The organism is Streptomyces sp. Pv4-95, from assembly GCF_045782725.1.
Lineage (GTDB): Bacteria > Actinomycetota > Actinomycetes > Streptomycetales > Streptomycetaceae > Streptomyces.
On record NZ_CP127172.1, the window covers coordinates 5,330,001 to 5,354,525 of the forward strand.

A 24,525-nucleotide genomic window follows, 5' to 3' on the forward strand; every position below is an offset into this window, starting at 1 on the left:
CCTGTCGTCGCCCGCCGGGGTCCCGGCGGGCAGCTCAAGGCCAGGGGTGGTCAAGGCTGTTGGGATGCGCCGACGCGGTGCGTGGTGACCGCGCGGGCGGTGTGCGGTGTGCTGCCCGGTGCCGCGGCGCGCATCCGGTACGCGCCCTTGCGGGCGCCGCGGCGCAGCCATGCCCCGGTCATCGCGAGGAACGGCATCGGGTCGTCGGCGGCGAACCACGCCCGCTCCACCTCCGTGGATCCGCGGATGACGTTCGGCAGTGCGCTCCGCGGCCGTTCGGCGAAGGCCGCGGTGACGGCGGACAGCAGGGCGTAGTTCTCGGCGCGGAAGACGCGCCCGGGCGTACTGCGGCGACCGGGCACCGTGCGGCCGGTCAGGTCCAGATGCAGCGCACGGACCACGTCCAGGCCGGACGAGTCGGTGAAGAGCCGGAACTGGGCGCCCGGCCGGGGGTTGAAGTCGAGGAGGTGGTAGCGCCCGTGGGCGTCGCGGCGGAAGTCGAGGTCGAGGATGCCGCGGTAGCCCAGATGCCGGGCCAGCCGCAACGAGGCGCGCTCCACCTGGGGGTTCGGCAGCCAGCGGCCGACCGCCGTCAGTCCGGTGCGCAGCGGCCAGGCGCGCTCCTTGCGGCCCGAGCCGCCGATCAGGCACCCGCCGCCGTGGGTGAAGCAGCCGTGGAAGAACCAGTCGGTGTCCGGGCCGCCGGGCAGCTGCCGTTGCAGCAGCAGGGCGCTGCCCGCGCGTTCGGACCGCTCGTAGAGCCTGCGGGCTTCGTCGGGGGTGCGTACCAGGGTGGTGCTGCGCAGTCCGGTGGAGGGCGACAGCAGCCAGGGGCGGCTCCACTTGGCGATGACGGGCAGCCCCAGGTCGGTCGCCGCGTCGGCCGCCTCCTGGGTGCTGCCGGGGATGACGGTTGCCGGGTGGGGCACGTCCAGCTCCCCGCAGAGACGGGCGAGTTCGGCCTTGTCGGCCACCCGCTCCGGCAGGTCGGCCGGCTGGTCGGGGAGCAGATAGCGGCCCAGGAGCCGGCCGGCGAGCCGGGCCGCGACGATCGCGCCGCGGTCGTCCATGGGGATGAGTACCGCGGGTCTGCCGATGCGTTCGGAGATGTCGCACAGCTTTTCCAGCAACGGGATATCGGCCACCGGCGGCGCCGGGAGTTCGTGGGACCGGTGCAGGTATCGCGACCGGTCCACTGGGCCTCCCGCGGCGGCCGCCACGACGTGGACCTCGATTCCGGACCGGCCCAGCGATCTGATCGCTCCCAGGGTGCCGTGATGAAAGGGATTGGGGTCGAGTCTGAGCAACAGGGCGGGCACATCGGTGTCGAACGATGGCATGAGGGGAGTCCTTCACTTCGATGGACCGTGTGGGGGATGCAATTCGCTAATGGGCTATCAAAATGCATTCAGGCGGCCGAAATGGGAGATCTCCCTATTACCGTCACAAGAACCGGACGCCGAACAGCGGGCGTCTCCAAAGGAGTCACTATGTCCCAGCGAAGCCGGAGGCTGACGGGCGCTGCTCTGGGGGCGATGACCATCAGCCTGCTCGCCTCCTGCAGCCTTGTGTCCGTACCCGATCGCGCCGCAGAGAAGGACGACGCACGCAACTCCACCGCGGTCTCGGCCGCCTCGACGTCGTTGGGTGCATTTCTGGGATCCGACGAGGAAGGGGTGCGGCGGATGCCCGACCTTCAGGAATGGCTCGGGGGGACGGACATCGGGGTCGGCCACACCTATCTGCCGGGTGACCGGTGGGCGAGCATCGAGGGCCACCCGGACTTCCTGCGGCCCTGGGCCGACTGGCGCGGTGAGGACGAGGACCGGCTGTTCGTGCTCAACGTGCCGATGATGGAGCGCAATGAAGAGGGCGTGTCCGACGACGACGTCCGCGATCTGCTGCAGTACGCCGCGGACGGGGACTTCGACCACCATTTCCGCCGGCTGGCGGAAAACCTGGTGGAGCAAGGGCTTTCGGACACGGTCATCACCCTCGGCTGGGAAATGAACGGCGTCACCTACACCCATCGCTGCGGACCCGACCCGGAAGCCTGGAAGGAGTACTGGAACCGCATCGTGACCGTGATGCGCTCGGTGGAGGGTGAGGATTTCCGATTTGATTTCACGCCGAACCGCGGCCGGGACGCCATCGGCTGGACGAAGTGCTACCCGGGTGATGACGTGGTCGACATCATCGGCATGGACTCCTACGACCAGCCGTCCGGAATGACGTTCGACGAAATGATCGAGGAGCCGTACGGGCTCCAGGACCAGGTCGATTTCGCCGACGAGCACGACAAGGAGATCTCGTACCCCGAATGGGGACTGTTCCGGAACGGCGACAACGACGAATTCGTCCGGCGCATGCTGGAGTGGATCGACGAACACAAGCCGCTCTACCAGACGATCACCGACTACTGCCCGCACGGTGTCTGGCAGTGCGAGGAGAACCCGCGCTCCTCGCGGGCGTACCGCTCCGCGCTCTACGACCTGCCGGATCCCGAGCCGTCCCCCGCACGCCCGCCGGTGCCCGGCAGGCGGGAGAACTGCTTTCCCCTCGACCTCGGGGACAGCATCGAGCGCTGGTTCGGTACCCGGAGGCTGTGCATCCGGATCGATCTGCTGGGGCGGCTGCTGGGGAAGGCGGACTAGTGCCCGCCGGTCCCGGCGGGCCGTGTACCGGGGGGTCATTTCCTGCACACACCCTTCGCCTGCCAGGTGTTCAGCCGGGCCCGCAGAACGCGTACCGGCGTCATCCGGCTGCGGACGACGCCGGCCGCCAGGGCACGGCCGGTCACCTGCGCCGCGTACAGGCCGAGCGCCGGACGCAGCGCGCGGGGGGACAGCAGCAGCCGCTGATTGGTCACCGGCTCCGGGCGCCAGTGCAGCTTGTACGGCTCAGAGCCGCGCAGCAGGCTGAGGACGGTGCGGCCGGTGCCGACGACGTGGCGTGCGTCGTGGCGCATCAGCATGGCGGTGATGTCCACCTTCCTGGCGCGCAGTTCGGGGTCCGCCCCGTAGAGGTAGCCGCCCGCCAGGTCCGCGGACAGCAGCATGATGTCCGCGGCCATCACCCGGCCGTCCATCCGGTACTCGGTGAGCTCCGCCTCGCCGTTGCCGACCATCTCGCGGGTGGCGCGCACCAGGTGCTCGGCGAACCGCGGGCGCAGGTGCTCGGGCGTCACCCCGCGCCCCTGCCACCAGAGCCCGTGCAGCCGCAGCAAGGTCTCCACCGAGGCCGGCACCTCATGGGCCGGCACGGAGCGCTCCTCGACGCCCAGGGCGTCGAGCCTGCGCAGCCTGGCCCGTACGCCTCGGGCGCGGGCTCCGGGTACCCGCCGCAGCAGCGCGTCCATGGACACGCCGGGCAGCTCCAGGCACACCGAGTCGACGAGCGAACGGCGAGGGCCCTCCCAGGCCGCGTAGAGCTGCTCGGCGGCGGCGCCGGGGCGTACCTCCCGCAGGTCGACGAGGGCGCCGCGGGCGGCACCGCGCAGCCCCTCGGCGAGCGCGCCGGCCGCGAGGGCGGCGCAGGAGTCGTCGAGCAGCACGTCGGAGAAGTCGGAGATGCTGCCGCCGAGGGAAACCAGCACCGGCAGCGGACGGTGCGTCAGCATCAGCGGCGCGGCCCCGACGAGCCGGCCGCCGCGCCGCACCAGGATCACCCGCAGCCGCCCGGGAACGCCGTACGACAGCCACCACGAGTACAGCCAGGAGTGGCTCTGGAACGGGGTGGCGGCACGGCAACGGCCGTGCAGCGCACGCCACTCCGGGGCCAGCGCGGCGAACTGCTCCGGATCGCGGCACACCACCGTGTCCAGGGTGTCGGGGTTCTCGCACGACGGTGCCCGCGAGGGAGCCGGCACCGTCGTCGCCGGTGCCGGCGCCTCCGGGACGCCCGGTACGGGCCCCGCGGCCGACAGGTTCCACGCGGTCCGCTGCGACGTCATCGCACCGCTTCCCTGGCCGCGGCCTTCGCGCCCGGTGCGGGCACGGGTCCGTGCGCCGGGGCGGGGACGGTGGCGCCGTGGGACGCCCCGCGCCGCCGGCGCGGCCGGACGAGGAGCAGCAGGCCGCCCATCAGGCCGCCCGCGCAGGCCCCCACCTCGGTGGCGATGGGCACGGACGGCGAGGACGGGTCGACGGGGGACGTGGCGCGGGAGAAGACCATCAGCTTGGCGCGGGTGCGGGTGGCCGTCCCGTTGCCGGTCCGGGTCAGTGAGCGGGCCACCGCGTTGGCGATGTCGGCGGAGGCGCGGGGGGTCGCCGCGGTCCCGGTGATCTCGATCATCGGGGCGTCCGGAGACGTCGTCGCGCGGACCCCGCCGCGCAGCGCGGCGAGCGGCACATCGGAGACGTGGTGCGCGTCGGCGAGAACCGCCCCGCTGGTCGCCACCCGCCCGTACGCCTGTGCGAAACCGAGGGCGGTGGCGGCGTCCGAGCCCTCCGCGGGCACCACCACGACGTAGCTCGTCGCGGCGTACTGGGCCGGCTGAACCATCCCGAAGGTCATCCCGCCGGTCGCGCCCAGCAGCGCACACAGCGGCAGGGGCCACCACGTGGGCAGCCGGCGCAGCCGCGCCCGCAGCCGGTTGCCCCGGCGCCGTGCCTCCGGCGCGGGCATGGCGGATTCTTCCCGTACGGTCTCGTCCATCATGGGGTTCACCTCTTGGAGAGCGACTGGTCGCTCGGGGACGGGGACGGGTCGGGCAGCGACACGTTCGAGGAGTACGACTCCGGCGAACGGGCCGCGGAGACGGTGGATCCGGAGCCCGCGGACCTCATCGCGGGTCCGGCGAGGGCCTGTTGGTAGACCGCCATGAGCGCCTCCGCGCTGTGGGCGATGTCGTAGTGCTCCACCACCGGCGGCACCGGCAGCCGGCCGGGCCCGGTGCGCCGCAGTTCCCGGATCGCGGTGGACAGCTCGTAGGCGCCGGCGCGGAACCGGTGGGCGCCGGGGGCCTGGTCGGCGGGGAGTTCGTCGACGGCCGGGCAGCTGCCGTGCAGGACGTGCAGCCCGGCGGCGAGCGCCTCCAGCACGGCCAGGCCGAACGCCTCGTCCGCGGACGGCGAGACGAAGACGTCCATCGCCGACAGCAGGTCGGGGATGTCGAGGTCCTCGCCGGGACCGGCGGAGGGTGAGGAGGGGCTGACCGCGCCGCCGCGCTGGCCCAGCAGGTGGATGCGGTCACCCGCGCCGAACTGCTCGGCCGTCCGCCGCAGGGTGTCGCGCTCGGGTCCGTCACCCGCCAACAGCAGGTGCGCCCCCGAGATTTGGGTGACCGCCCGGACCAGGACGTCGAACCGCTTGCCGGGGACCAGCCGCCCGACCCCGCCGACCACGAAGGCGTCCGGCGGCAGCCCCAGCCGGGCGCGGGTGGCGGTGCGGGCGTCCGCGTCGAACGCGAAGCGGTGGGCCTCGATGCCGTTGGGCACCACGTGGATGCGCTGCTCGGGTACTCCCCAGCGGACCAGCCGTGCGGCGACGGTGTCGGAGACGGCGACCGTGGCGGCCCCCAGCCGTTCGGTCGCCCGGTACAGCTCGCGGACGCCGCGGGTCAGCCGGCGTCCCTCGATCACCGCGTCGCCCAAGGAGTGCTCGGTGGCGACCACGGTGCGCACACCGGCCAGCCGGGCGGCGATCCGGCCGTAGACGCAGGCGCGGTAGAGGTGGGTGTGCACCAGGTCGTAGTTGCCGTGGCGGATCAGCCGGGCCAGGCGGGGGAGCGCGGTGAGGTCCCGGTTGCCGGTCATCCCGAGGTGGGTGACGGGGGTGCCGTCCGCCTCGATGCCCTGGGCGACAGGGCCCGGATCGGTGAGGGTGATGACCTCGCAGGACACCGGCAGCCGGCGCAGCATCAGCCGCAACTGCTGCTCGGCGCCGCCCACTTCGAGGCCGGTGATGATGTGCAGGACTTTCATCGGATACCTCCAGCGGTAGCGGCCGGGGCGGGCTCTTCGGTGGGGAGGGGGCGGCGGCGCAGGGGGTGCAGCGCGCGCTTGAGATGCAGCCGCCAGGAGGTGTCGGAGGCGCCGATGTGGACCCGCGGCAGGGCGTGCAGGGAGGTCAGCGGGCCGGGGTCGATGGCGCAGGCGTACCGGTAGCCGGCCGCGCGGACCGCCGCCACCGCCCGCGCGTCGACGGTGCCGTAGGGGTAGCAGAAGCCGTCGGGGGCCTGACCGGTCACCGCGGCGAGCCGTGTCCGGCTGCCCGCGGTCTCCCGCTCCAGGGCGCCGTCGTCGACGGAGGTGAGGTCCAGGTGCAGCATCCCGTGGGAGCCGACCTCCAGGCCGGCGTCCGCGACCGCGCGGATGCCGTCCTCGGTCAGCAGCGGTTTGCGGGGCCCGAGCGGATCCCAGGCGTTCTCCCCGCCGGGCCGGCCGGGCAGCACGAACACCGTGGCGGTGCAGTCGTGGCGGCGCAGCAGCGGCAGCGCGTCGGAGAGGAAGTCGGCGTAGCCGTCGTCGAAGGTCAGCCCCACCAGGCCGGCGCCCCGCCCGGCCGCGCGGGCCTGCAGCAGCTCGCCGACGCCGACGCCGCGCAGTCCGCGCCCGCGCAGCCAGCCGAGCTGGCGGTGCAGCCGGTCGGGGGAGACGGTGACGTGGTACGGATCCTCGGTGACATCGGCGACCGAGTGGTACATCAGCACCCACGGCGGGGTGCCGCGGGAGCGGCGGGCGGCCGGGACGGAGGCGACGGCGCGGGTGCCCGGCGTCATGTCGTCGTTGCCGGTCGCGGGTTCAACGGGCATGGGTGCGCTTTCCTTCGACGGTGGCTAGGGGGTTTGCGGGGGGTCTCCGCGGAGCGCGGAGCGAAGCCTGCTGCGGGCGTCGGTGGGGCGGCCGGATCCGCCGACGGCGTTCCCGGGGCCGTTCGGCGGTGCGGCGGGAGTGTGTTCCCCGCCGGGTGCCGGGGTGGTCCGCCGGGCGCGCCCCAGCAGCTGCCGGACCTCGGGGGAGCGGACCGCGACGGCGGTGGCGGCGAAGACGGCGGGCACCAGCAGCGCGCCGGCCGCCGCGCCGAGCAGCGGATGCGGGGCCAGCGCGGCGGCCGGCCCGCCGACGGCGGTGGCCGCGGCGGCCGCCAGTACGAGACGGCCGAGGCCCGCCGCGACCCGGCGCACGGTGATGGCGATGACGCGGGTGCCGAGACCGTGCAGCAGGAGGAGCGCGGTGGCGGTGATGCCGGCCGCGTTGGCGGCGGCGATGCCGTGCACCCCCCACAAGCGGACCGCGAACAGCCCGGTCAGGACGGTGATGAGCAGCCCGGTCGCCATCGACGCGGCCGGGTACCAGGTGGGCCTGGCCGCGCAGAAGAACGGCCGGATGAGTGCCCCCACCAGGCTGTGCCCGAGCAGACCGAGCGCGTACACCCGCATCACCGACGCGGTGGCGGCGGTGTCCGCGGCGGTGAACGCGCCGCGCTGGAAGAGGACCTCGATGATCTGCGGCGCGCACGCGATGACGTACGCCGTGCCCAGCAGCACCACCAGGCCCGCGAGCGTCAGATCGCGTTCCACCCGGCGCCGGGCCCGCTCGGCGTGGCCCTCGGCGACCGCGCGGGCCACCACCGGGAAGGTGACGGTGCAGATCATCAGCGAGAACACCATCGGCATCTGCGCGACCTTCTGCGCGTAGTTCAGATGCGAGATGGCGCCGGCCGGCAGCGAGGAGGCCAGGAACCGTTCGACGAGCACCTGCGCCTGCCGGCCGAGCGCGAAGCAGATGACCGGCGCGAGCAGCCCGAAGCCGAGCAGCGCGGTGCGCTTGGCCACGGCCCGGGGGACCGGCCGCAGCGTCTTGCGGGACGGCAGCCGGCGGACGAAGAAGGGGAGCTGGAGGAGAGCCATCGCCGCCCCGCCGAGCGCCACCCCGGCGGCCGCGGCCCGCACGCCCCATGCGGCGTGCAGCGTCAGCATCGTGCCGATGATGCAGAGGTTGTAGGCGATGTAGATGGCGGCGGGCGCCATGAAGCTGCGGTGGGCGCGCAGCGCGGCGCTGAAGTAGCCGGCGACGCCGAAGGTGAGGACGGTCAGCGCGGTAAGCCGGGTGCAGTCGACGGCCGCGGCCGGGTCGGCAAGGCCCGGCGCCAGCACCCGCACCAGCAGCGGAGCGCCGAGCGCGAGGAGCGCGGAGCCACCGGCCAGCGCGCAGAACAGCCGCGGGAACGTGGCGGTCAGCAGGGCCCACACGGGGTCGCGGCCGTCGTCGGGCAGCTGCCCGGTGGCGCCCTCGGCGGGCCGGGCCGCCCGGGCGGACAGCGCGAGGCTGAACGCCGGGACCAGCAGCAGCGCCATGGCGTCCTCGATCAGCAGCGTCGCCGCCACCTCCGGCACCGTCCACGCCACCAGGAACGCGTCGGTATCGCTGCCCGCGCCGAAGAGATGCGCGATCGTCTGGTCGCGCAGCAGCCCGCACAGCGAGCCGGCGGCGGTCAGCACCGCGGTCAGGGCCGCGGCGCGGGCGAGGAACCGGCCGAGCGGGCTGGAGTTGGGGGGACCGCCGGTTGCGCCCGCGCGCGTACCGACCGGCTCCGGGGGCGCCGCCTGGGGATGTACGGCCGCGGGCCGCGCGTCGGCCGGCGCCTGCTGCTCGGCGGTCGTCTCGCTCATCGCGTGTCCGCCCCGCGCGCGGGCTCCGGGGTGGCCAGCGCCCACCAGGACACGAGCCCGAACAGCACCGCGGTGAGCACCGTCGTGGGGCCGCCGATGTCGGCGTAGAGGAAGTCGACGGCCTGCCAGACCAGCAGTCCGATCGCGATGAGCCCGCAGTCGGCGTGCCGGCCCCCGCGACGGGCGGCCGGCAGTCGGCGCAGCGCGCACACCAGCAGCGCCGCCCAACTGCCCAGCAGCGCCGTGATGCCGACGAGGCCCTGTTCGCTGAGGACCAGCAGATACATGTTGTGCGGGGAGAGCAGCGGCTCCCGCTGGAAGCCCGCTCCGGCGCCGCCGGTGTCGCTGCCGGAGGACAGGCCGAGCGAGGCGTGGCCGTCGCGGTGGGCGGCGAAGCCCTTCAGGCCGACGCCGGTCACCGGGGCGTCGCTCCAGATGGAGGCCGCCGCGGCCCAGAGGGCGTACCGGTCGGTGACCGAACGGTCGGGGGCGGCGGAGACCTCGGTGATGCTGGCGATCCGCTCGCTCATCATCTGCGACCCGACACCGGCCCCGCCGACCAGCACGACGGTCAGGGCACCCAGCACCGCCAGGGTCCGCACGGCGAGCCTTGGCCCGGCCAGCAGCAGCACCACCAGGACGGACACCGCCGTGGCGATCCAGGCGCCCCGGCTGAAGGACACCGCGAGGGGCACCACGAGCAGCGCGGCGCTGCACAGGGCCGCCGGCCGGAGGTGGCGCGGCGCGTCGGCGGCCGGTGCGAGCCCGAGGGCCAGCGCCGCCACCAGGCCGTAGGCGACGACCGTGGCCATCCCCATGACGTCGAGCGATCCGAACGTGCCGACCGCGCGGATGTCCTTGCCCATGTAGGACGCGCCCGTACCGGTCATGAACTGATGGACGCCGATCGCACCCTGCACCAGGGCGAGCAGCACCACCGACCCGGCCACCACCCGGAAGTCCCGGGGGGTGCGCAGCGTCAGCACCAGCGCGGCCGGCACCAGCACGAAGATCTGCACGGCGCGCACGAAGCCGGGCAGGCTCGCGGCCGGGTCGTCCGAGGCCATGGTGGACACCGCGAAGCCCACCGCCAGCGACCCCAGCACGAGGGCCGCGGTGAGGGTCAGCGGCCGCGCGCGCTGCCGCACCAGCCGGATCAGGCAGCACAGCAGCAGCACCGCGGACGCGGCGTCAGCCGGTGTGATCCGGCCGGGGGCCGTGACATCGCCCCGGTCGGCCGGTGCGCACAGCAGCAGGACCGTGGCGAGCGCCGGGACCAAGGGTGCGTAGCGCTTCGACAGCGCTCTCGCCCGGTCGGCCACGGGCCACGGTCCGGTGAGGACGGACGATGGCGCGCCCGCGCTCACCTGCCCTCCAGCCGGAACAGCGAGGACGCCGTACGCAGCATGATCCGGACGTCCTGCCAGAGGGTCCAGCTGTCGATGTAGAGGTTGTCGAAGCGCGCCCGGTCCTCGATGGAGGTGTCCCCGCGCAGCCCGTGCACCTGGGCCAGGCCGGTGATGCCCACCGGCATCCGGTGCCGGGCGCCGTACTCCGGGTAGCGCTGGCTGAACTGCTCGACGAAGTACGGGCGTTCGGGACGGGGCCCGACCAGGCTCATGTCGCCGCGCAGCACGTTCCACAACTGGGGCAGCTCGTCGAGCGAGGAGCGCCGCAGCAGCCGGCCGACCGCGCTCATCCGGCGGTCGTCCGCCACGCTCCACAGCGTCGCCGACTCGTGCGCGTTGCAGGGCCGCAGCGTTCGGAACTTGAGCAGGGTGAAGGCGCGGCCGTGCCGGCCGATCCGCTCCTGCCGGAAGATGACGCCGGGCCCGTCGGAGAGCCGTACCGCCACCGCGCAGCCCAGCAGCACGGGAGCGGCCACCGACAGCGCGAGCGCGGCGAGGGCGATGTCCAGCAGCCGCTTGGCCCAGCCGCCGTGCCGCGGTGCGGGGTTCTCCAGCCGGCGGCAGGTGAAGCCCCACAGGTGCTCGGTGTCGCGCCGCGGCGGCCGGCCGTCGTGCGGGACGGCCGCGCCCGCGAGCCAGACCGCGATGCCCTGGTCGAGGAACCGCTGGAGCAGGGCCGAGGTCTGCGGATCGGTGTGCGGCGGCAGCATGAAGACCGCGTCGCGCACGGTGTTCTGGAGAACGGCGCGGGCGATGTCGTCGGGCGAGTTGAGGCGGGGCAGCGGGGGCGCTCCGCCCTCCGTGGGCGCCGCCTGGGCGCCCGGCACGGCGGAGCCCGGGACGACCACGCCGACCGGGCGCATGCCGTATTCGGGGTGGGCGTGCAGCGCGGCGGAGAGCCGGCCGACGGCCGGGTCGGGGGCGATGATCAGCGTGGAGCGTGGCCGGCGGCGGGCGGCGCCGCGCCGTGCCCGGTAGACCGCGGCGCGGCCGCCGCACGCCAGAGCGGCGTGCGCCGCGACGGCGCACAGCAGCGCGTCCGGGCGCAGCACCTGGCCCGCGGTCATGGCGGCCAGTGCCGCGGCTGCCACGCACCAGCAGACAGCGGCCCGGCCCAGCAGTGCGGGCAGGTCGCCCAGCGCGGTCGGGACGAGGCCGGGGCGGTAGAGCCCGGCGTGGGCGTTGAGCAGCACCAGGCACAGCACCATGGGGCCGAGCAGCGCCAGTGTCGGGCCGGGGTCCCGTACGAGGAAGGCGGCGCCGGCCGTGGCCAGGCAGTCCGCGGCCATCAGCGGGGCGGTGGTCCCGTGCCGGGTGGTGCGGCCGGCCCGCGTCGGTGGTGAGGTGTGGTCGTGGCCGGACCGCCGCGGTGGAAAGACCGCGGCGGTCTGCGGCCGGGTGGCTGTGGACCGGGGCAGGACCCGGGCGGTATGGGTCGCGTCCGCGCTCTCGGTCGTCATCGCCTGCTCTGCTCCCTGTTCTCGGGGCACGGCAGTCCGAGCAGTTCGCGGTACAGATCCAGAACCGCTGCCGCTGTACGCCGCACGTCGTATGTGGTCCGCACGTGCTCCAGGGCCCGCTGGCCCAGCGTCACGCACAGCTGAGGGCGGGTCAGCAACCCGCACAGGGCCCGGGCCAGGGCGGCCGGGTCCTCCGGCGGTACCAGGCAGGAGGACGCCGCCTGGGGCGGCAGGCTCTCCCGGGCACCGCACACATCGGTGACCACCACCGGGCGGGCACAGGCCATCGCCTCCAGTGGGGCCAGCGCCATGCCTTCCCAGCGCGACGGCAGCACCACGAGATCCGCCGCGCGATACCAGGGGGCCGTGTTCTCGGCCGCGCCCGCGAAGAGCACCCCGGGGGGTGCGGCCTCGTGCAGCAGCTGCCGGTCCGGTCCGTCGCCGACCAGCACGAGCCGGGCGTCGGGCACCGCCGCGGTGACCTCGGGCCACGCCTGCAACAGGGTGAGCTGGCCCTTCTGTGGGCACAGTCGGCCCACACACACCACCAGGGGCGCATCGGGGGGCAGTTCGCTCACGGTGGGCAGCGAGGCGCGCAGCTGCCGCCGGGCCCTCTCGTCCGAGCTGCCCGGGGCGTAACGGTTCACATCCACGCCGTTGCGGATCACCGCCCACCGGGCCGCCACGCCCGCCTCCGCGCCACGCAGCCGCTCCGCCTCGCTCACGCACAGCACCCGGTCCGACCAGCGCGCGGCATACCGCTCCCACGCGAGCGCGAGGCGTGCCGTCGGTCCGCCGACGGCCTCGAACGACCAGGCGTGCGGCTGATGGACGGTCGGGATCCGGCCGCGGACGGCCAGCCGGGCGGCGAGCCCCGCCTTGGCGCTGTGCGCGTGGACGAGGTCGGGACGGGTGCGCCGGATCAGCCCGGCCAGCCGCCACGTCTCACCCGGAAGGGTCGGCCCGGGGGACCGGCTCGCGGACCACGGGGCCACTTCCGCGCCGGCCGCCGCCGCGTCACCGTGCAGAGCGCCGCCGGGCGGCGCGGCCACCACGACCCGCAGGCCGGCGGCGACTTGGGCACGCACCAGGTCGGCGACGACACGGGCGACCCCGCCGTCGACGGGCTGGGAGACATGGAGAATCGTAGGCCGCTGTTCGGACTGCAAGTCATGCGGCAGCACGCGCACTGCTCCCCTGATTACCGAGCTGACAGAACTCTCTGCGGGAATTTCCGGGACACGTCGTTCAGCGCCTGCTCTCGGCCTGGACGAAGAGCGCGCCGACCAGGTATCCCGCATCGCGGGTGTCGAAGCGGAAAGTGAGGCGGTCGCCGCCGGACCGGAGGGCCGACTTGATGTCGAAAACATCGGAGTCGAATCCGAGGGTATTCCGGTACGCGGGCAGCCGGACCGTATCCTGACCGTAATCCGCGATCGTCGAATTCATCACATCATTAGCCGGGTTGGCGGAATCCGTGAGGGAAACCGGTGGCCCCTGGTCGGCCGCGACGCTCAGCGCGTCATTTCCCTCGCCCCGGTCGCCGTTATAGGCGACCACCCCCGCGCTGCCGGTCGCATTCGCCGGGATCCGCAGTTTGTCCAGTCCCACCGAGAGCGCGGGATGCTTCGTGCCCAGCGGCTGGAAGCCGTCCCAGAGCGCCAGAGTGCGCAACGGCTCCCGGGCGTTCTCGTACGCGACGACCAGCGTCCAGCCCCCCCACGCCCCTGCCGGGGAGTGGCCCATCGCGACATTGATCTGCGCCACCGTGTACGCGCCGGATCCGCTGTCGCGCACCAGCTTGGTGACGTCCGCCGACGCCTGGAAGCCATCGGTTTTCGACGTGGTGCGGTGTCCGGTCACGGTGTCGGCGAGCACCTGCTTGTACCGGCCGCCGGGCTCGGCGATGAGCACCCGCTCGTTGTCCTTCGGCGGCTTCTGCTCACCGACCCGGAGATTGCCGCCCCAGTACAGCCGGGCGTAACTCACCCGCGAGTCGGCCGGCAACCGCAGGTCGGCGCTGCTGGAGTTGTAGGTGTTCGGGTCGGAGTCGACGTCGATGTACGCCATTCTGTAATGGCCGTTGACGCCGGGGCCGCCCTGCTGTGCTCCCGAGCAGGGCGCGGCCGTGCCGGTCGCCGCCGCCCCGCAGGTGATCGAGGAGTTGGCCGCTCGCGCGATCCCGCCGTGCTGGACGGCGCGGTATCGCTCCGCGAAGGGAATGCTCGAGGATTCCTCGGGGGCCGGCGCCGCCGCCGCCGAAGACAGGGTGGCCGAGAGTGTCACGGACACGAGCGCACATACGACACCACGCCCGGTGAGGCCCATCGACTTCCGCATGTCTTCCTCTCCGACTTCTATCAGTCAAACAGGAGAGCACTCTGACATTAAGCCTGTTGGAAATTGCGGGAGGCACGCCGTGAGCCCGTGCGGGATTCCATCGTCGGAATAGCGGACTGCGGAGGGTGGCGGTGTGCGGGCCGGTGGCCGGAAGAACGTTTTACCGGACGGCCGAACGCCCCGCATCCATGCCGTAATTCGCTCGTTGAGCGCGGTGCCCCATTCGTGAACTGAAAGGAGATTGATGATGAAGCGCTTCGCCAAGACCGCCTCGGCGGCTGCCGTCACGTGCGCGATGGTGATCGGTGGCGCCGGTGTCGCATCGGCCACCAACGGTGGTCACCACCACCACAAGGGCGGCAAGGGCGCGACGGCCAAGGCCCGCGCCTCGCACTCCCCGGGTGTCCTGAGCGGGAACGTCATCCAGATTCCCGTGCACATCCCGGTGAACGTGTGCGGCAACACGGTCAACGTGCTTGCGCTGCTGAACCCGGCCTTCGGAAACTCTTGCGTCAACAAGTGATCCGGCGGCCGGCTCGGGAGGTTGCCGGGCCGGTGCGGTGAGGCTGTACAGCGGTGGGCCGTCGACGACTTCGGCCGTGGTGGCCCACCGCATCGCCGTGCGCGCGAGCAGGGTGCCCGCACCCGGTGCTGACCAGCGGATACGGTTTCCGGACCGGGCGCCATACTGGGGGCATGGCGAAAAACAGGCGCGGGCGAGGCGGCCCGGAGCCCGTCGAGGAGACGGTGGACGGCGGGCTCGCGCAGTTGCGCCCCGACCGTGACCGGCCGCGCGGCTTCACGCTGCTGATCGACGGCGCCCCGCAGTCCCATGTCGACCTCGACGACCCGGCGTACCTCGACTTCGCCTACCAGCGCCGGCTCGGGCACATCGTGGATCTGGCCGCGCCGTCCGGCAAACCGCTCCAGGTCGTGCACCTGGGCGGCGGTGCGCTGACCATGGCGCGCTATGTCGCGGCGACCCGTCCGCGCTCCACCCAGCAGGTCGTCGAGATCGACGCGCCGCTGGTCCAACTCGTGCGCCGGGTACTGCCGTTGGAGAGCGGCTGGCGGATCCGGGTGCGCGGCGGGGACGCCCGTGCGGGACTGGCGAAGATCCCGGACGGCTGGGCGGACCTGATCATCGCCGATGTCTTCAGCGGTGCCCGCACGCCCGCGCATCTGACCAGTGCGGAGTTCGTGGGAGAGGTCAGGCGGGCGCTGCGGCCGGGCGGCTGGTACGCGGCGAACCTCGCGGACGGGCCGCCGCTGCGGTTCCTGCGGGGCCAGATCGCCACCGCCCATACGATATTTCCGGAGCTGTGCCTGACCGCCGATCCCGCGGTCCTGCGGGGCAAGCGCTTCGGCAACGCCATCCTGCTGGCGGCCGAAGGGCAGCTGCCGGTCGCCGACCTGACCCGGCGGGCGGCGACGGACCCGCAGGCCGGCCGGGTCGAACACGGACGGGCGCTGCTGGACTTCACCGGCGGCGCGGCCGCGGTGACGGACGCCACGGCGGTGGCCTCGCCGCCCCCGCCCCCCGAGGTCTTCGACTGAGACGACGGCGCGAGGGCCCCCGTGGCGAGGGGAGCCCCTTCACCACGCGACCGGCGGCCGCCGGCCAAACCGCCTGCTATGTCGCGTTGTTGCTGGTCACCACGGTCGGCGGATGATCGTTCCAGGTGCAGATCACGGACGTGTGGGCGCCGCCGCCGGTGAAGTCCACACGGATCCACTTCTCCTGCTTCCACACCTGCATCTCCCAGCCGGAGTTCGGGGTCGCCGACACCAGCTGGGCGGAATCGGTGCCCATGTCGAAGACGACCCGGCCGCCCTGCGTGGAGTAGCTCTTGATCTGGCCGCCCCCGGCCGGCGACGAACTTCCCGGCGCGGTGGGGGAGGGGCCGCGCGACCCGGCGCCCGCGGAATGGGAGGGCACCGACGGCTGGGACGCCTTGGCGTCCGACGGGGAGGCGTCCTCGTCGGACGGAGCGGACGGCTTCGGCCGGTGGGTGGAGGAGGAACGCGGCGAAATACCGCTGTCCGGCCCGCTCCCCGCGGAGGGCGCCCGGTCGGAAAGGGGCAGCGCGCGCGGCGCGTCGTACGCCGTGCCGGACAGCACGGTGTGCACGCCGAACCACGACAGCGTGACCGCGGCGCCCGTCGCCAGCGTCCAGGCCGCGGCGTGAACCAGTCCTCGTTGCATTTGGCTCATACTGCACCACCCGCCTGCCGGGTCGCAGCCCCTCCGCGACCGCGGTCAACCACCGTGTGGGCGTCAACCCCGGGTAAAGACACCCGCCCGTATGGCGTACGGTGCCGCCCATGGCTCGTGTGCTCGTCGTCGAGGACGATCAGTTCGTACGCTCGGCCCTCATCCGGCATCTGACCGAGGCATCCCACACCGTACGGAGCGTCGGCACCGCTCTGGAGGCGCTGCGCGAGGTGGCGCACGTCGGCTTCGACGTCGTCATCCTCGACCTGGGACTGCCCGACCTGGACGGGTCCGAGGCGCTGAAAATGCTGCGCGGGATCACCGACGTACCGGTGATCATCGCCACAGCGCGGGACGACGAGACGGAAATCGTCCGGCTGCTGAACGACGGCGCGGACGACTACCTCACCAAGCCCTTCTCCGTCGAGCACCTCTCGGCCCGGATGTCGGCCGTACTGCGTCGCTCCCGCGCCACCACGGCCGGCGCAGAACCGCCCTCACGAGTGATCCGGGTAGGCGGGCTCGCCATCGACCCGCTGCGGCGGCAGGCGGAACTGGACGGAGCCGCACTCGACCTGACCCGCAGGGAATTCGACCTGCTGGCGTTCCTCGCCGGCCGACCCGGCGTCGTCGTGGCCCGCAGGGAACTGCTCGCCGAGGTCTGGCAGCAGTCCTACGGCGACGACCAGACCATCGACGTCCACCTCTCGTGGCTGCGCAGGAAGCTGGGTGAAACCGCCGCGATCCCGCGCTATCTGCACACCCTGCGCGGCGTCGGTGTGAAGCTGGAGCCCCCGCTGTGAGATGGGCACTGGTCAAGGTGGCCCTGGCCGTCACCGCCATGGTCGTGGTCGCCTTCGCCGTTCCGCTCGGGCTCGTCGTCAAGGAGATGGCCCGCGACCGCGCGTTCTCCAACGCCGAGCGGCAGGCCGCCACCATCGGGCCGGTGCTCGCCATCACCTCCGACCGCGCCCAGCTGGAGCGGGCCGTCGCCAGCGCCGAGACCGGCGCCGGTGGCCGGATCGGGGTGCATGTGCCGCCCGGCGCCAAGGGCGGCAAGCCCGCCGAGATCGGCTCCCGGCGGGCCGCGCCCGAGGACGTCGAGTCCGCGGCCAGGCTCGGCCGGGCCTCCATCTCACCGGTACCCGGCGGTTCCTCGCTGCTCCAGCCGACGGCTGTGGCGTCCGGTATCGCCGTCGTCGAGGTCTATGTGCCCGATGACGCGCTCACCAACGGCGTCGCCACCTCCTGGGTGGTCCTCGCCGGCGTCGGGCTCGCGCTCATCGTCGGCTCGGTCGCCGTCGCCGACCGCCTCGGTACCCGGATGGTGCGGCCCGCGGAACGGCTGGCCGGCGCCGCGCACGACCTGGGCAAGGGCGAACTCGGCGTCCGCGTCCCTGAGGACGGGCCCAAGGAGCTGCGGTCCGCGGCCGTCGCCTTCAACTCCATGGCCGACCAGGTCGTCCAGCTGCTGGCCAACGAGCGTGAGCTGGCCGCCGACCTCTCGCACCGGCTGCGGACGCCGCTGACCGTGCTGCGGCTGAACGCCGCCTCGCTCGGTGACGGGCCGGCCGCCGAGCAGACCAGGGCCGCCGTCGAGCAGCTGGAGCGCGAGGTCGACCAGATCATCCGCACCGCACGCGAACAGAAGGCGCAGACCCAGCAGGCCGCGGCCGCCGCCGGCTGCGACGCGGCCGAGGTGATCCGCGAGCGGATGGGCTTCTGGTCCGCGCTCGCCGAGGACGAGGGACGCACCGTGCGCGTCGCAGGCGCCGACCGTCCGGTACGCGTCCCCGTCGCCCGGCCCGATCTCGCCGCGGCGCTGGACGCGATGCTCGGCAACGTCTTCCGGCACACCCCGGAGGGCACCGCCTTCGCCGTGGATGTCCACAACGCGGAGGAAGCGGTGATCGTGCTGGTCTCGGACGCCGGGCCCGGCATCCCCGACCCGGACGCGGCGATGCGGCGCGGTCACGGCGGCGGCGGGGACGGCTCCACCGGCCTCGGGCTGGACATCGTGCGGCGGCTGGCCGAGTCGACCGGCGGCGATGTGCGCATCGGCCGCTCGGTCCTGGGCGGCACCGAGGTACGGGTCTGGCTGGCGCTCGACGACCGGCGCGCACGCCACGGGGAGCGGCGCGGGCACCGCCTGCGGCGCACGCTCGGCAGTCGCGGCAAGCGGGCGGCGAGCCGGGTCTGAGGGCTGCCGCGACGGCGCGCGCCCTGGGGCGGGCGCCGGTCCCCGGAGGGCGGACGCGCGCCGTCGACGAGCCGCCGGAGGGGCGGCGGGACGCCCGCGCTTAAGCGCTCCCTTCCGCTGCCTTAAGAGGTCCATAAGTCCGTCAACGGCCGTACGGAAACGGGTAATTGTCCGTTTCGCAGTCGCTAGCGTGCGGGAGCACCCGATACCCCCCACGTGACGACAGGCAGGCACGAGATGAGTTCCTCGGCACACCGCCGGCGCATGAGCCGCACCACCAAGCTGATCGGCGCCGCCGTGGCCGCCGCCGTCGCGGCGGGCGGCGCGATCGCCGTCACCGGATCGGCCATGGCCACCAAGGCACCGCGCAGCGGCGACGCGACGACCGCGAAGGCGTCCGCCGCCTTCGCGCCGTTCGTCGACACCTCGCTCGCCCCCGCCTACGACCTCCTCGGCACGGCCGAGAAGACCGGGGTGAAGAACTTCACCCTCGCGTTCATCACCTCCGGCGGCGGCTGCGACCCCAAGTGGGGCGGCTCCGGCGCGCTGGACGGCGACCCCGTCGCCAAGCAGATACCCGACCTGCGGGCCGCGGGCGGCGACGCCCGCGTCTCCTTCGGCGGCGCCAACGGCTCGGAGCTGGGGCTGGCCTGCGGATCCGCCGACGAACTGGCCGCCGCCTACGGCAAGGTCATCGACCGGTTCGAGCTCAAGAAGGTCGACTTCGACATCGAGGGCGGCGCGCTTCCCGACACCGCGGCCAACACCCGCCGCGCCCAGGCCATCGCCCAGCTGCAGAAGAAGCACCCGGACCTGGACGTCTCCTTCACCCTGCCGGTCATGCCCGAGGGACTGACCCCGGACGGCGTGAAGCTGGTCGCGGACGCCAAGAAGAACGGCGTCGAGATCTCCGCCGTCAACATCATGGCGATGGACTACGGCCCCTCCTACGACGGGGACATGGGTACCTACGCCACCCAGGCCGCCACCGCCACCCAGGCGCAGATCAAGGAGGCCCTCGGGCTGAGCGACGCGGACGCCTGGAAGACCGTCGCCGTGACCCCCATGATCGGCGTCAACGACGTCCAGAACGAGGTCTTCAAGGTCGATGACGCCACCGAGCTGGTGAAGTTCGCCCAGGACAAGCACCTGGGCCGGCTGTCGATGTGGTCCTCGACCCGCGACAAGGCATGCGAGGGCGGCGCGTCGAACTCCGCGCAGCCGACCTGCAGCTCGATCGAGCAGGGCCCGCTGGACTTCACCAAGGCGTTCGGCGCGTACACCGGCTGATCCCGTGCTGCCGGGCGCTCCCCGGCAGCTCCCGGACGGGGCGCAGCGGCATTCCCCCACCAGCTGCGCCCCGTCGTCCTGCCCGGGGCGCAGCGGTCGTCAGCTGTCCGGCAGTTCGTTGGCGCGGGCCACCCCGGCGTACCACCGGGCGCTGGACTTCGGCGTGCGCGTCTGCGTCGCGAAGTCCACGTGCACCGCGCCGAATCGCTTGCTGTAGCCGTAGGACCACTCGAAATTGTCCAGCAGCGACCACAGGAAGTACCCGCGCAGATCGACGCCCGCAGCGAGCGCCCGGTGGGCGGCGTGGAGGTGGCCGCGCAGGTAGGCGATGCGCTCCGGGTCGTGCACGGCTCCCTCGGCGTCGGGCTTGTCGTCGAAGGCGGCGCCGTTCTCGGTGATGTAGAGGGGCAGGCCCGGGGCCTCGCGGTGAAAGCGCAGCAGCAGGTCGTACAGGCCCGACGGATCGATGGACCAGCCCATCTCGGTGTGCTCGCCGGGCGGTTGGTGGAAGGCGATGTGCTCGGCGCCGGCCCACGGTGAGCGGCTGCCGGCGCCGTGGCCGTCATGGCGCGGAGGGGCGTTGTCGGTGCTGCCTGATACCAATGACGGTGTGTAGTAGTTGATGCCCAGCGCGTCGAGGGGGTGGTGGGCGATGGCCAGATCGCCGTCGTGCACGAAGGACCAGTCGGTGAGGGGTGCGGTGTCCGCGAGCAGGTCGTCCGGGTACGCACCGTGCAGCATCGGACCGGTGAAGATACGCGTCGCCAGCGCGTCGATCTGCCGCTGGGCGTCGAGGTCGGCCGGCGCGGACGAACGCGCCCGCACCACCGCGGGGTTGAGGCTGACCATGATGTCGGCGCGGGCCGGCAGCACCTCGCGCAGTGTCCGGGCGGCGAGGCCGTGCGCGAGGTTGAGGTGGTGCGCGGCGCGCAGCGCGGCGACCGGGTCCGTGTGCCCCGGGGCGTGCACGCCCGACGCGTAGCCGAGGAAGGCGCTGCACCACGGCTCGTTGAGGGTCGTCCACAACTCCACGCGGTCGCCCAGCGCCTCGGCCACGATCGCCGCGTAGTCGGCGAAGCGGTAGGCCGTGTCCCGGTGCGGCCAGCCGCCCCCGGCGGCGGAACCGCCGTGGATGTCGGCCTCCAGCTCCTGGGGCAGATCCCAGTGGTAGAGGGTGAGCATCGGGCTGATCCCGTGGTCGAGGAGGTCGTCGACCAGCCGCCGGTAGAAGTCCAGGCCGCGCTGGAGGGCCGGGCCGCGGCCGGTGGGCTGCACTCGCGACCAGGAGACGGAGAAGCGGTAGGCGCCCAGCCCGAGTTCGGCCATCAGGGCCACGTCCTCGGAGCTGCGGTGGAAGTGGTCGACGGCGATGTCACCGGTGTCGCCGGCGAGGACCTTGCCGGGCGTGTGGGCGAAGGTGTCCCAGATCGAAGGGGTGCGGCCGCCTTCCCGCGCGGCTCCCTCGACCTGGTACGCGGCGGTGGCCGAGCCCCACAGGAATCCAGGGGGAAAGCGATGAGTCATGAGGTGCTCCTGTTCGGTGTCTTGGACGGGACGCACGGATGCCCGAGGGGGTGGCGACAGGCGAGGGGGAGAGAGGGAAGCACGGGAAGAGAGGAAAGCGGGGGAAGGAGGCGAGGGAGGAGTTGAGAGGAGCGGACCCCTCACCCCTTGACCGCGCCCTGCATGATTCCGCCGACGATCTGCCGCCCGAACAGCACGAACGCGAGCAGCAGCGGCAAGGTGCCGAGCAGCGAGCCCGCCATGATCACGGCCTGATCGGGGACATAGCCGCGGCCCAGACCGGTCAGCGCGACCTGCACCGTGGGGTTCTCCTGGGTGAGCGCGATGATCGGCCAGAAGAAGTCGTTCCATGCCTGGACGAAGGTCAGCATCCCCAGGACGGCCATCGCGGGACGGGCGGCCGGCAGGACGATGTGCCACACCACCCGCAGGCTGCTCGCGCCGTCCACCCGCGCGGCCTCGACCAGCTCCGTCGGCAGCGCCTGGATCAGGTACTGCCGCATGAAGAACACCCCGAAGGCGCTCACCAGCGTCGGCAGGATCACCGCCTGCAGGTGGTTGGTCCACTCCAGCTCGGCGATGGTCATGAACAGCGGTACGACTCCGAGTTGCGGCGGAATCATCATCGTGCCGATGACCAGCACCAACAGCAGGTTCTTCAGCCGGAACCGCAGTTTGGCGAAGGCGAAGCCGGCGAGCGTGGAGAAGAGCACGGTGCCCAGCGCGATGGTGCCGGCCACCGCCGTCGTATTGGCCAGTGCCAGGCCCATGTTGGCGTCGGTCCAGGCGGTTCCCAGATTCTTCAGCAGGTCGGAGCCGAACCAGAACGGCGGCGGTGTCCTGGCGAGCCGCCCGCTGTCGCGGGAGGCGGCGATCGCCGTCCACACCAGCGGGAAGAGCGACCCGATGCTGAACAGCGTCAGCACGGCGAGGGTGAGCGGCCCGCCGCGCAGCGCCCGGCCCCCTTCGTCGCCCCCGCGCCGTCCGCCCGTCCGGCGACCGCCGGTGCGCCACGGGCCCCGCCGTCCCCCGTCCGTCGGCGGGACCGGTGCCCGCGGCCCGTCCCGGTGCTCGCTTGCCTCGGCCTTGAGCAGCACAGCGTCTCCTCACCGATCCCTGCGCAGCCGCCGGGCGATCAGCAGATGCACCGCGGCGATCAGCAGCAGGATCAGAAACATCGCCCAGGCGACGGCGGAGGCCCGGCCGAGATGGAAGTTGAACCAGCCCTGGTCGTAGAGGTAGAGGCCCAGGGTCTGGAATTGGTGCGAGGCGCCGCCCTTGTGTCCGGCGGCGCCGCCGAAGAGCAGCGGCTCGCCGAAGAGCTGCATCGCGCCGATCGTGGAGACGACGACCGTGAAGAGGATCGTCGGCCGGAGCGAGGGCACGGTCACATGGAGGAACTGCCGGCCGCTGCCGGCGCCGTCCAGTGCCGCGGACTCGTACAGATCCCGGGGGATCGCCTGCATCGCGGCCAGGTAGATCAGCGCGTTGTAGCCCGTCCAGCGCCAGATCACGATCGAGGAGACGGCGAGCTGCGAGGCCAGGGTGCCGCTCTGCCAGTCGACGGGCCCGAAGCCGACGGCCCCGAGCGCCCAGTTGATCATCCCGTAGTCCCGCCCGAAGAGCAGCACGAACACCAGCGTCGCGGCGGCCACCGAGGTGGCATACGGCGTCAGCAGCGCGACGCGGAAGAAGGACGAGCCGCGCATCCGGTGGTTGAGCAGATGCGCGAGCCCGAGGGCCATCAGCAGCTGGGGCACGGTCGACAGCACCCCGACGGTGAAGGTGTTGCGCAGCGCGTTCCAGAAGAACTCGTCCTCCAGCAGCCGGGTGTAGTTGTGCAGCCCGGCCCACTCCATGTCGTCGGGCGCCGACAGTTCCACCCGGTGCAGCGAGGCCCACCCCGTATAGAGGAGCGGAAAGAGCCCGAAGGCGGCGAAGAAGAGGAAGAACGGCGCGATGAAGGCGTAGGGGCTGAAGCGCAGGTCCCAGCGGTAGCGGCGGCTTCGACGGGCACGGCGGCGGGCCTCCTCGTGGCCCGCCTCCGGTTCCGCGGACGCTCGTACGGCGGTGCCGGTCACCCGTCCACCGCGCTTTCGACCTCCTTGAGCGCCGCCCGCCAGCCGGCCGCGGGAGACTTGCCCTGCTGCTCGACCTGCAGAATGCCGACATCCGTGAAGGCATTGCCGATCTGCTGGTCCTTGGGGCCGATCACCAGCGTCGGGATGTCCTTGGCCGCGGCGGAGAAGATCCTGCCGGTCGGGGCGTCACCGAAGTAGGGGTTCCTGGCGTTCTTCACTTCGGGCAGGTCGTAGGCGGCCGGGGTGCTGGGGATGCTGGCCTGGGCGGCGAACACCTTGGCCTGCTGCTCCGGGGCGCTCAGCCAGACCGCCAGCTCGACGGCCTCTGACTTGTGCTTCGCCGCCTTGGGCACACCGATGAACGAGCCGCCCCAGTTGCCCGGCCGGGGTGCGGGCGCGACATCCCACTTGTCCTCGGCCGCCGCGCCGGCCTTCTCCTTGATGTAGCCGAGCATCCAGGGGGCGCAGGCCACCGTCGCGAACCTGCCGTTGGCGAACGCCTGGTCCCACGGCTTCTCGAACTGCTTGAGCCGGGCGGTCATCTTCTCCTCCGCCGCACGGATCGCCAGCGACCAGGCGGTCTTCACGGCGGGGCTGTCACGGTAGATCAGCTTGCCGCGGGAGTCGTAGAACCGCTCGGAGTAGCCGTTGTAGACGGCGGAGAACAGTCCGGCCGCGGAGTCCGTGAAGACCGTTCCCTCGGGGGCCTTCTTCATGTACGCGGCGCCGGTGTCGACGTACTTCTGCCAGTCGCCGGCCCACAGCTTGCCGACCTGCTCGCGCTCCGTGGGGAGCCCCGCCTTGCGGAAGAGGTCCTTGCGGTAACACATCGCGGTGGGGCCGATGTCGGTGCCGAGCCCCACCGTCCTGCCGTCCTCGGTGGTGGCCTGATCCCATTTCCAGTCCAGCCAGCGGCTCTTGTCGACACCCTTGGCGCGGGAGAGGTCCTCGAACTTGTCCGCCTGGGTGGTGACCACCTCGTTGATGTTGCCGACCTCGATGGCCTGCACATCGGACAGACCGCTGCCCGCGGCGAGGTGGGTGAGCAGCTGCGGATAGTAGGCGTCGTTGCGCTCGATCACATTCTCTTTGATCTTCACGCCGGGGTGCAGCTTCTCGTATTCCTTGTAAAGACCGGCCTGTTGATAACCGAAGACGCCGAAGGTGCCGACGGTGACGGTGGTCTCGCCCCCGTCGTCGCCGCCCGCCGAGTCGTCGGCGCAGCCGGCGAGCAGCGCGGCGCCGAGAGCGACGACGGTGGCGAGGATCACCAGCTTGCGTGGTGGGGTGGAACCGCTGCGCATGTGCGTCCTCCTGGTGCCCTGACGCGTACGGTGTGCGTACGAGAGATGAAGGGATCCGATACCTTGGGAGCGCTCCCAGCCGTGATGG

The 24,525-nt window shown here is 72.6% G+C and carries 20 protein-coding genes and 1 pseudogene; 6 read left to right on the forward strand and 15 right to left on the reverse strand.

Translation table 11 applies throughout. From position 1 onward, the window contains the following. Positions 1 to 50: 50 nt before the first annotated feature. Entirely contained in the window at positions 51 to 1,340 is a 1,290-nt protein-coding gene (locus QOM21_RS23370; RefSeq protein ID WP_407552910.1) for an ATP-grasp domain-containing protein, read from the reverse strand. A gap of 150 nt (positions 1,341 to 1,490) precedes the next feature. Between QOM21_RS23370 and QOM21_RS23375 the strand changes: the two genes are divergently transcribed. Further along, positions 1,491 to 2,654 carry a glycoside hydrolase family 26 protein gene (locus tag QOM21_RS23375; RefSeq protein ID WP_407552912.1) on the forward strand — a complete coding sequence of 388 codons (1,164 nt, stop codon included), beginning with the start codon at positions 1,491 to 1,493 and terminating at the stop codon, positions 2,652 to 2,654. A 35-nt stretch (positions 2,655 to 2,689) separates the two neighbouring features. Here QOM21_RS23375 and QOM21_RS23380 read toward each other — a convergent pair whose 3' ends face one another. The 9 genes from QOM21_RS23380 to QOM21_RS23420 form a co-directional block, all read right to left on the reverse strand. After that, the gene (locus QOM21_RS23380; protein WP_407552914.1) at positions 2,690 to 3,952 is read right to left on the reverse strand and encodes a GNAT family N-acetyltransferase; all 1,263 of its coding nucleotides are present in this window, start codon (positions 3,950 to 3,952) and stop codon (positions 2,690 to 2,692) included. Beyond that, the gene (locus QOM21_RS23385; RefSeq protein WP_407552915.1) at positions 3,949 to 4,659 is read right to left on the reverse strand and encodes a lipopolysaccharide biosynthesis protein; all 711 of its coding nucleotides are present in this window, start codon (positions 4,657 to 4,659) and stop codon (positions 3,949 to 3,951) included. The genes QOM21_RS23380 and QOM21_RS23385 overlap by 4 nt, the downstream gene beginning before the upstream one ends. Before the next feature lie 5 nt (positions 4,660 to 4,664). Next, a complete protein-coding gene (locus tag QOM21_RS23390; RefSeq protein ID WP_407552917.1) occupies positions 4,665 to 5,924 on the reverse strand; it encodes a glycosyltransferase in 1,260 nt (419 codons plus the stop codon). Next, a complete protein-coding gene (locus QOM21_RS23395; protein ID WP_407552919.1) occupies positions 5,921 to 6,754 on the reverse strand; it encodes a polysaccharide deacetylase family protein in 834 nt (277 codons plus the stop codon). The genes QOM21_RS23390 and QOM21_RS23395 overlap by 4 nt, the downstream gene beginning before the upstream one ends. 24 nt (positions 6,755 to 6,778) lie before the next feature. Then, on the reverse strand, positions 6,779 to 8,614 hold the full coding sequence (locus QOM21_RS23400) for a lipid II flippase MurJ (protein WP_407552921.1): 1,836 nt from the start codon (positions 8,612 to 8,614) through the stop codon (positions 6,779 to 6,781). Beyond that, the gene (locus tag QOM21_RS23405; protein WP_407555770.1) at positions 8,611 to 9,936 is read right to left on the reverse strand and encodes an O-antigen ligase family protein; all 1,326 of its coding nucleotides are present in this window, start codon (positions 9,934 to 9,936) and stop codon (positions 8,611 to 8,613) included. The genes QOM21_RS23400 and QOM21_RS23405 overlap by 4 nt, the downstream gene beginning before the upstream one ends. Positions 9,937 to 9,977: 41 nt before the next feature. After that, positions 9,978 to 11,483 (reverse strand): exopolysaccharide biosynthesis polyprenyl glycosylphosphotransferase, encoded by a 1,506-nt coding sequence (locus QOM21_RS23410; RefSeq protein ID WP_407552923.1) that lies wholly within the window; start codon positions 11,481 to 11,483, stop codon positions 9,978 to 9,980. Then, positions 11,480 to 12,664: a glycosyltransferase family 4 protein gene (locus tag QOM21_RS23415; RefSeq protein ID WP_407555771.1), complete on the reverse strand. Its 1,185-nt coding sequence runs from the start codon at positions 12,662 to 12,664 to the stop codon at positions 11,480 to 11,482. The genes QOM21_RS23410 and QOM21_RS23415 overlap by 4 nt, the downstream gene beginning before the upstream one ends. 67 nt (positions 12,665 to 12,731) lie before the next feature. Then, positions 12,732 to 13,823 (reverse strand): hypothetical protein, encoded by a 1,092-nt coding sequence (locus tag QOM21_RS23420; RefSeq protein WP_407552925.1) that lies wholly within the window; start codon positions 13,821 to 13,823, stop codon positions 12,732 to 12,734. Between the two features lie 247 nt (positions 13,824 to 14,070). Here QOM21_RS23420 and QOM21_RS23425 point away from each other — a divergent pair, with 247 nt between their 5' ends. Then, on the forward strand, positions 14,071 to 14,346 hold the full coding sequence (locus QOM21_RS23425; protein WP_407555772.1) for a chaplin: 276 nt from the start codon (positions 14,071 to 14,073) through the stop codon (positions 14,344 to 14,346). Positions 14,347 to 14,519: 173 nt separating this feature from the next. Continuing rightward, entirely contained in the window at positions 14,520 to 15,380 is an 861-nt protein-coding gene (locus QOM21_RS23430) for a spermidine synthase (protein WP_407552927.1), read from the forward strand. 76 nt (positions 15,381 to 15,456) lie between these two features. Here the strand turns inward: QOM21_RS23430 and QOM21_RS23435 are convergent, their stop codons facing one another. Then, positions 15,457 to 16,038, reverse strand: coding sequence for a hypothetical protein (locus tag QOM21_RS23435; RefSeq protein WP_407552929.1), 582 nt, complete (start codon positions 16,036 to 16,038; stop codon positions 15,457 to 15,459). Positions 16,039 to 16,148: 110 nt separating this feature from the next. On the opposite strand from QOM21_RS23435, the gene QOM21_RS23440 reads away from it, so the two are divergent. The 3 genes and pseudogenes from QOM21_RS23440 to QOM21_RS23450 form a co-directional block, all read left to right on the forward strand. After that, positions 16,149 to 16,841: a response regulator transcription factor gene (locus tag QOM21_RS23440; RefSeq protein WP_407552931.1), complete on the forward strand. Its 693-nt coding sequence runs from the start codon at positions 16,149 to 16,151 to the stop codon at positions 16,839 to 16,841. Beyond that, entirely contained in the window at positions 16,838 to 18,238 is a 1,401-nt protein-coding gene (locus QOM21_RS23445) for an ATP-binding protein (protein WP_407552933.1), read from the forward strand. The genes QOM21_RS23440 and QOM21_RS23445 overlap by 4 nt, the downstream gene beginning before the upstream one ends. A 399-nt stretch (positions 18,239 to 18,637) precedes the next feature. Further along, positions 18,638 to 19,528: pseudogene (locus tag QOM21_RS23450) on the forward strand (chitinase); the annotation flags it as partial. Positions 19,529 to 19,627: 99 nt separating this feature from the next. Here the strand turns inward: QOM21_RS23450 and QOM21_RS23455 are convergent. From QOM21_RS23455 to QOM21_RS23470, 4 genes are all read right to left on the reverse strand, one after another. Beyond that, positions 19,628 to 21,052, reverse strand: coding sequence for a GH1 family beta-glucosidase (locus QOM21_RS23455; protein WP_407552935.1), 1,425 nt, complete (start codon positions 21,050 to 21,052; stop codon positions 19,628 to 19,630). A 140-nt stretch (positions 21,053 to 21,192) separates the two neighbouring features. Further along, the gene (locus QOM21_RS23460) at positions 21,193 to 22,005 is read right to left on the reverse strand and encodes a carbohydrate ABC transporter permease (protein ID WP_407555773.1); all 813 of its coding nucleotides are present in this window, start codon (positions 22,003 to 22,005) and stop codon (positions 21,193 to 21,195) included. Between the two features lie 153 nt (positions 22,006 to 22,158). Beyond that, positions 22,159 to 23,133, reverse strand: coding sequence for a carbohydrate ABC transporter permease (locus QOM21_RS23465; RefSeq protein WP_407552937.1), 975 nt, complete (start codon positions 23,131 to 23,133; stop codon positions 22,159 to 22,161). Continuing rightward, the gene (locus QOM21_RS23470; protein WP_407552939.1) at positions 23,130 to 24,437 is read right to left on the reverse strand and encodes an ABC transporter substrate-binding protein; all 1,308 of its coding nucleotides are present in this window, start codon (positions 24,435 to 24,437) and stop codon (positions 23,130 to 23,132) included. The genes QOM21_RS23465 and QOM21_RS23470 overlap by 4 nt, the downstream gene beginning before the upstream one ends. Positions 24,438 to 24,525 lie beyond the last annotated feature (88 nt).

Excerpts from the sequence above, each read along its gene's own strand:
- QOM21_RS23425 (WP_407555772.1), top strand. The coding sequence starts at position 14,071 with ATGAAGCGCTTCGCCAAGACCGCCTCGGCGGCTGCCGTCACGTGCGCG.
- QOM21_RS23400 (WP_407552921.1), bottom strand. The coding sequence starts at position 8,614 with ATGAGCGAGACGACCGCCGAGCAGCAGGCGCCGGCCGACGCGCGGCCC.
- QOM21_RS23440 (WP_407552931.1), top strand. The coding sequence starts at position 16,149 with ATGGCTCGTGTGCTCGTCGTCGAGGACGATCAGTTCGTACGCTCGGCC.
- QOM21_RS23385 (WP_407552915.1), bottom strand. The coding sequence starts at position 4,659 with ATGATGGACGAGACCGTACGGGAAGAATCCGCCATGCCCGCGCCGGAG.
- QOM21_RS23410 (WP_407552923.1), bottom strand. The coding sequence starts at position 11,483 with ATGACGACCGAGAGCGCGGACGCGACCCATACCGCCCGGGTCCTGCCC.
- QOM21_RS23435 (WP_407552929.1), bottom strand. The coding sequence starts at position 16,038 with ATGAGCCAAATGCAACGAGGACTGGTTCACGCCGCGGCCTGGACGCTG.
- QOM21_RS23375 (WP_407552912.1), top strand. The coding sequence starts at position 1,491 with ATGTCCCAGCGAAGCCGGAGGCTGACGGGCGCTGCTCTGGGGGCGATG.
- QOM21_RS23380 (WP_407552914.1), bottom strand. The coding sequence starts at position 3,952 with ATGACGTCGCAGCGGACCGCGTGGAACCTGTCGGCCGCGGGGCCCGTA.
- QOM21_RS23395 (WP_407552919.1), bottom strand. The coding sequence starts at position 6,754 with ATGCCCGTTGAACCCGCGACCGGCAACGACGACATGACGCCGGGCACC.
- QOM21_RS23470 (WP_407552939.1), bottom strand. The coding sequence starts at position 24,437 with ATGCGCAGCGGTTCCACCCCACCACGCAAGCTGGTGATCCTCGCCACC.
- QOM21_RS23390 (WP_407552917.1), bottom strand. The coding sequence starts at position 5,924 with ATGAAAGTCCTGCACATCATCACCGGCCTCGAAGTGGGCGGCGCCGAG.
- QOM21_RS23370 (WP_407552910.1), bottom strand. The coding sequence starts at position 1,340 with ATGCCATCGTTCGACACCGATGTGCCCGCCCTGTTGCTCAGACTCGAC.
- QOM21_RS23430 (WP_407552927.1), top strand. The coding sequence starts at position 14,520 with ATGGCGAAAAACAGGCGCGGGCGAGGCGGCCCGGAGCCCGTCGAGGAG.
- QOM21_RS23420 (WP_407552925.1), bottom strand. The coding sequence starts at position 13,823 with ATGCGGAAGTCGATGGGCCTCACCGGGCGTGGTGTCGTATGTGCGCTC.
- QOM21_RS23455 (WP_407552935.1), bottom strand. The coding sequence starts at position 21,052 with ATGACTCATCGCTTTCCCCCTGGATTCCTGTGGGGCTCGGCCACCGCC.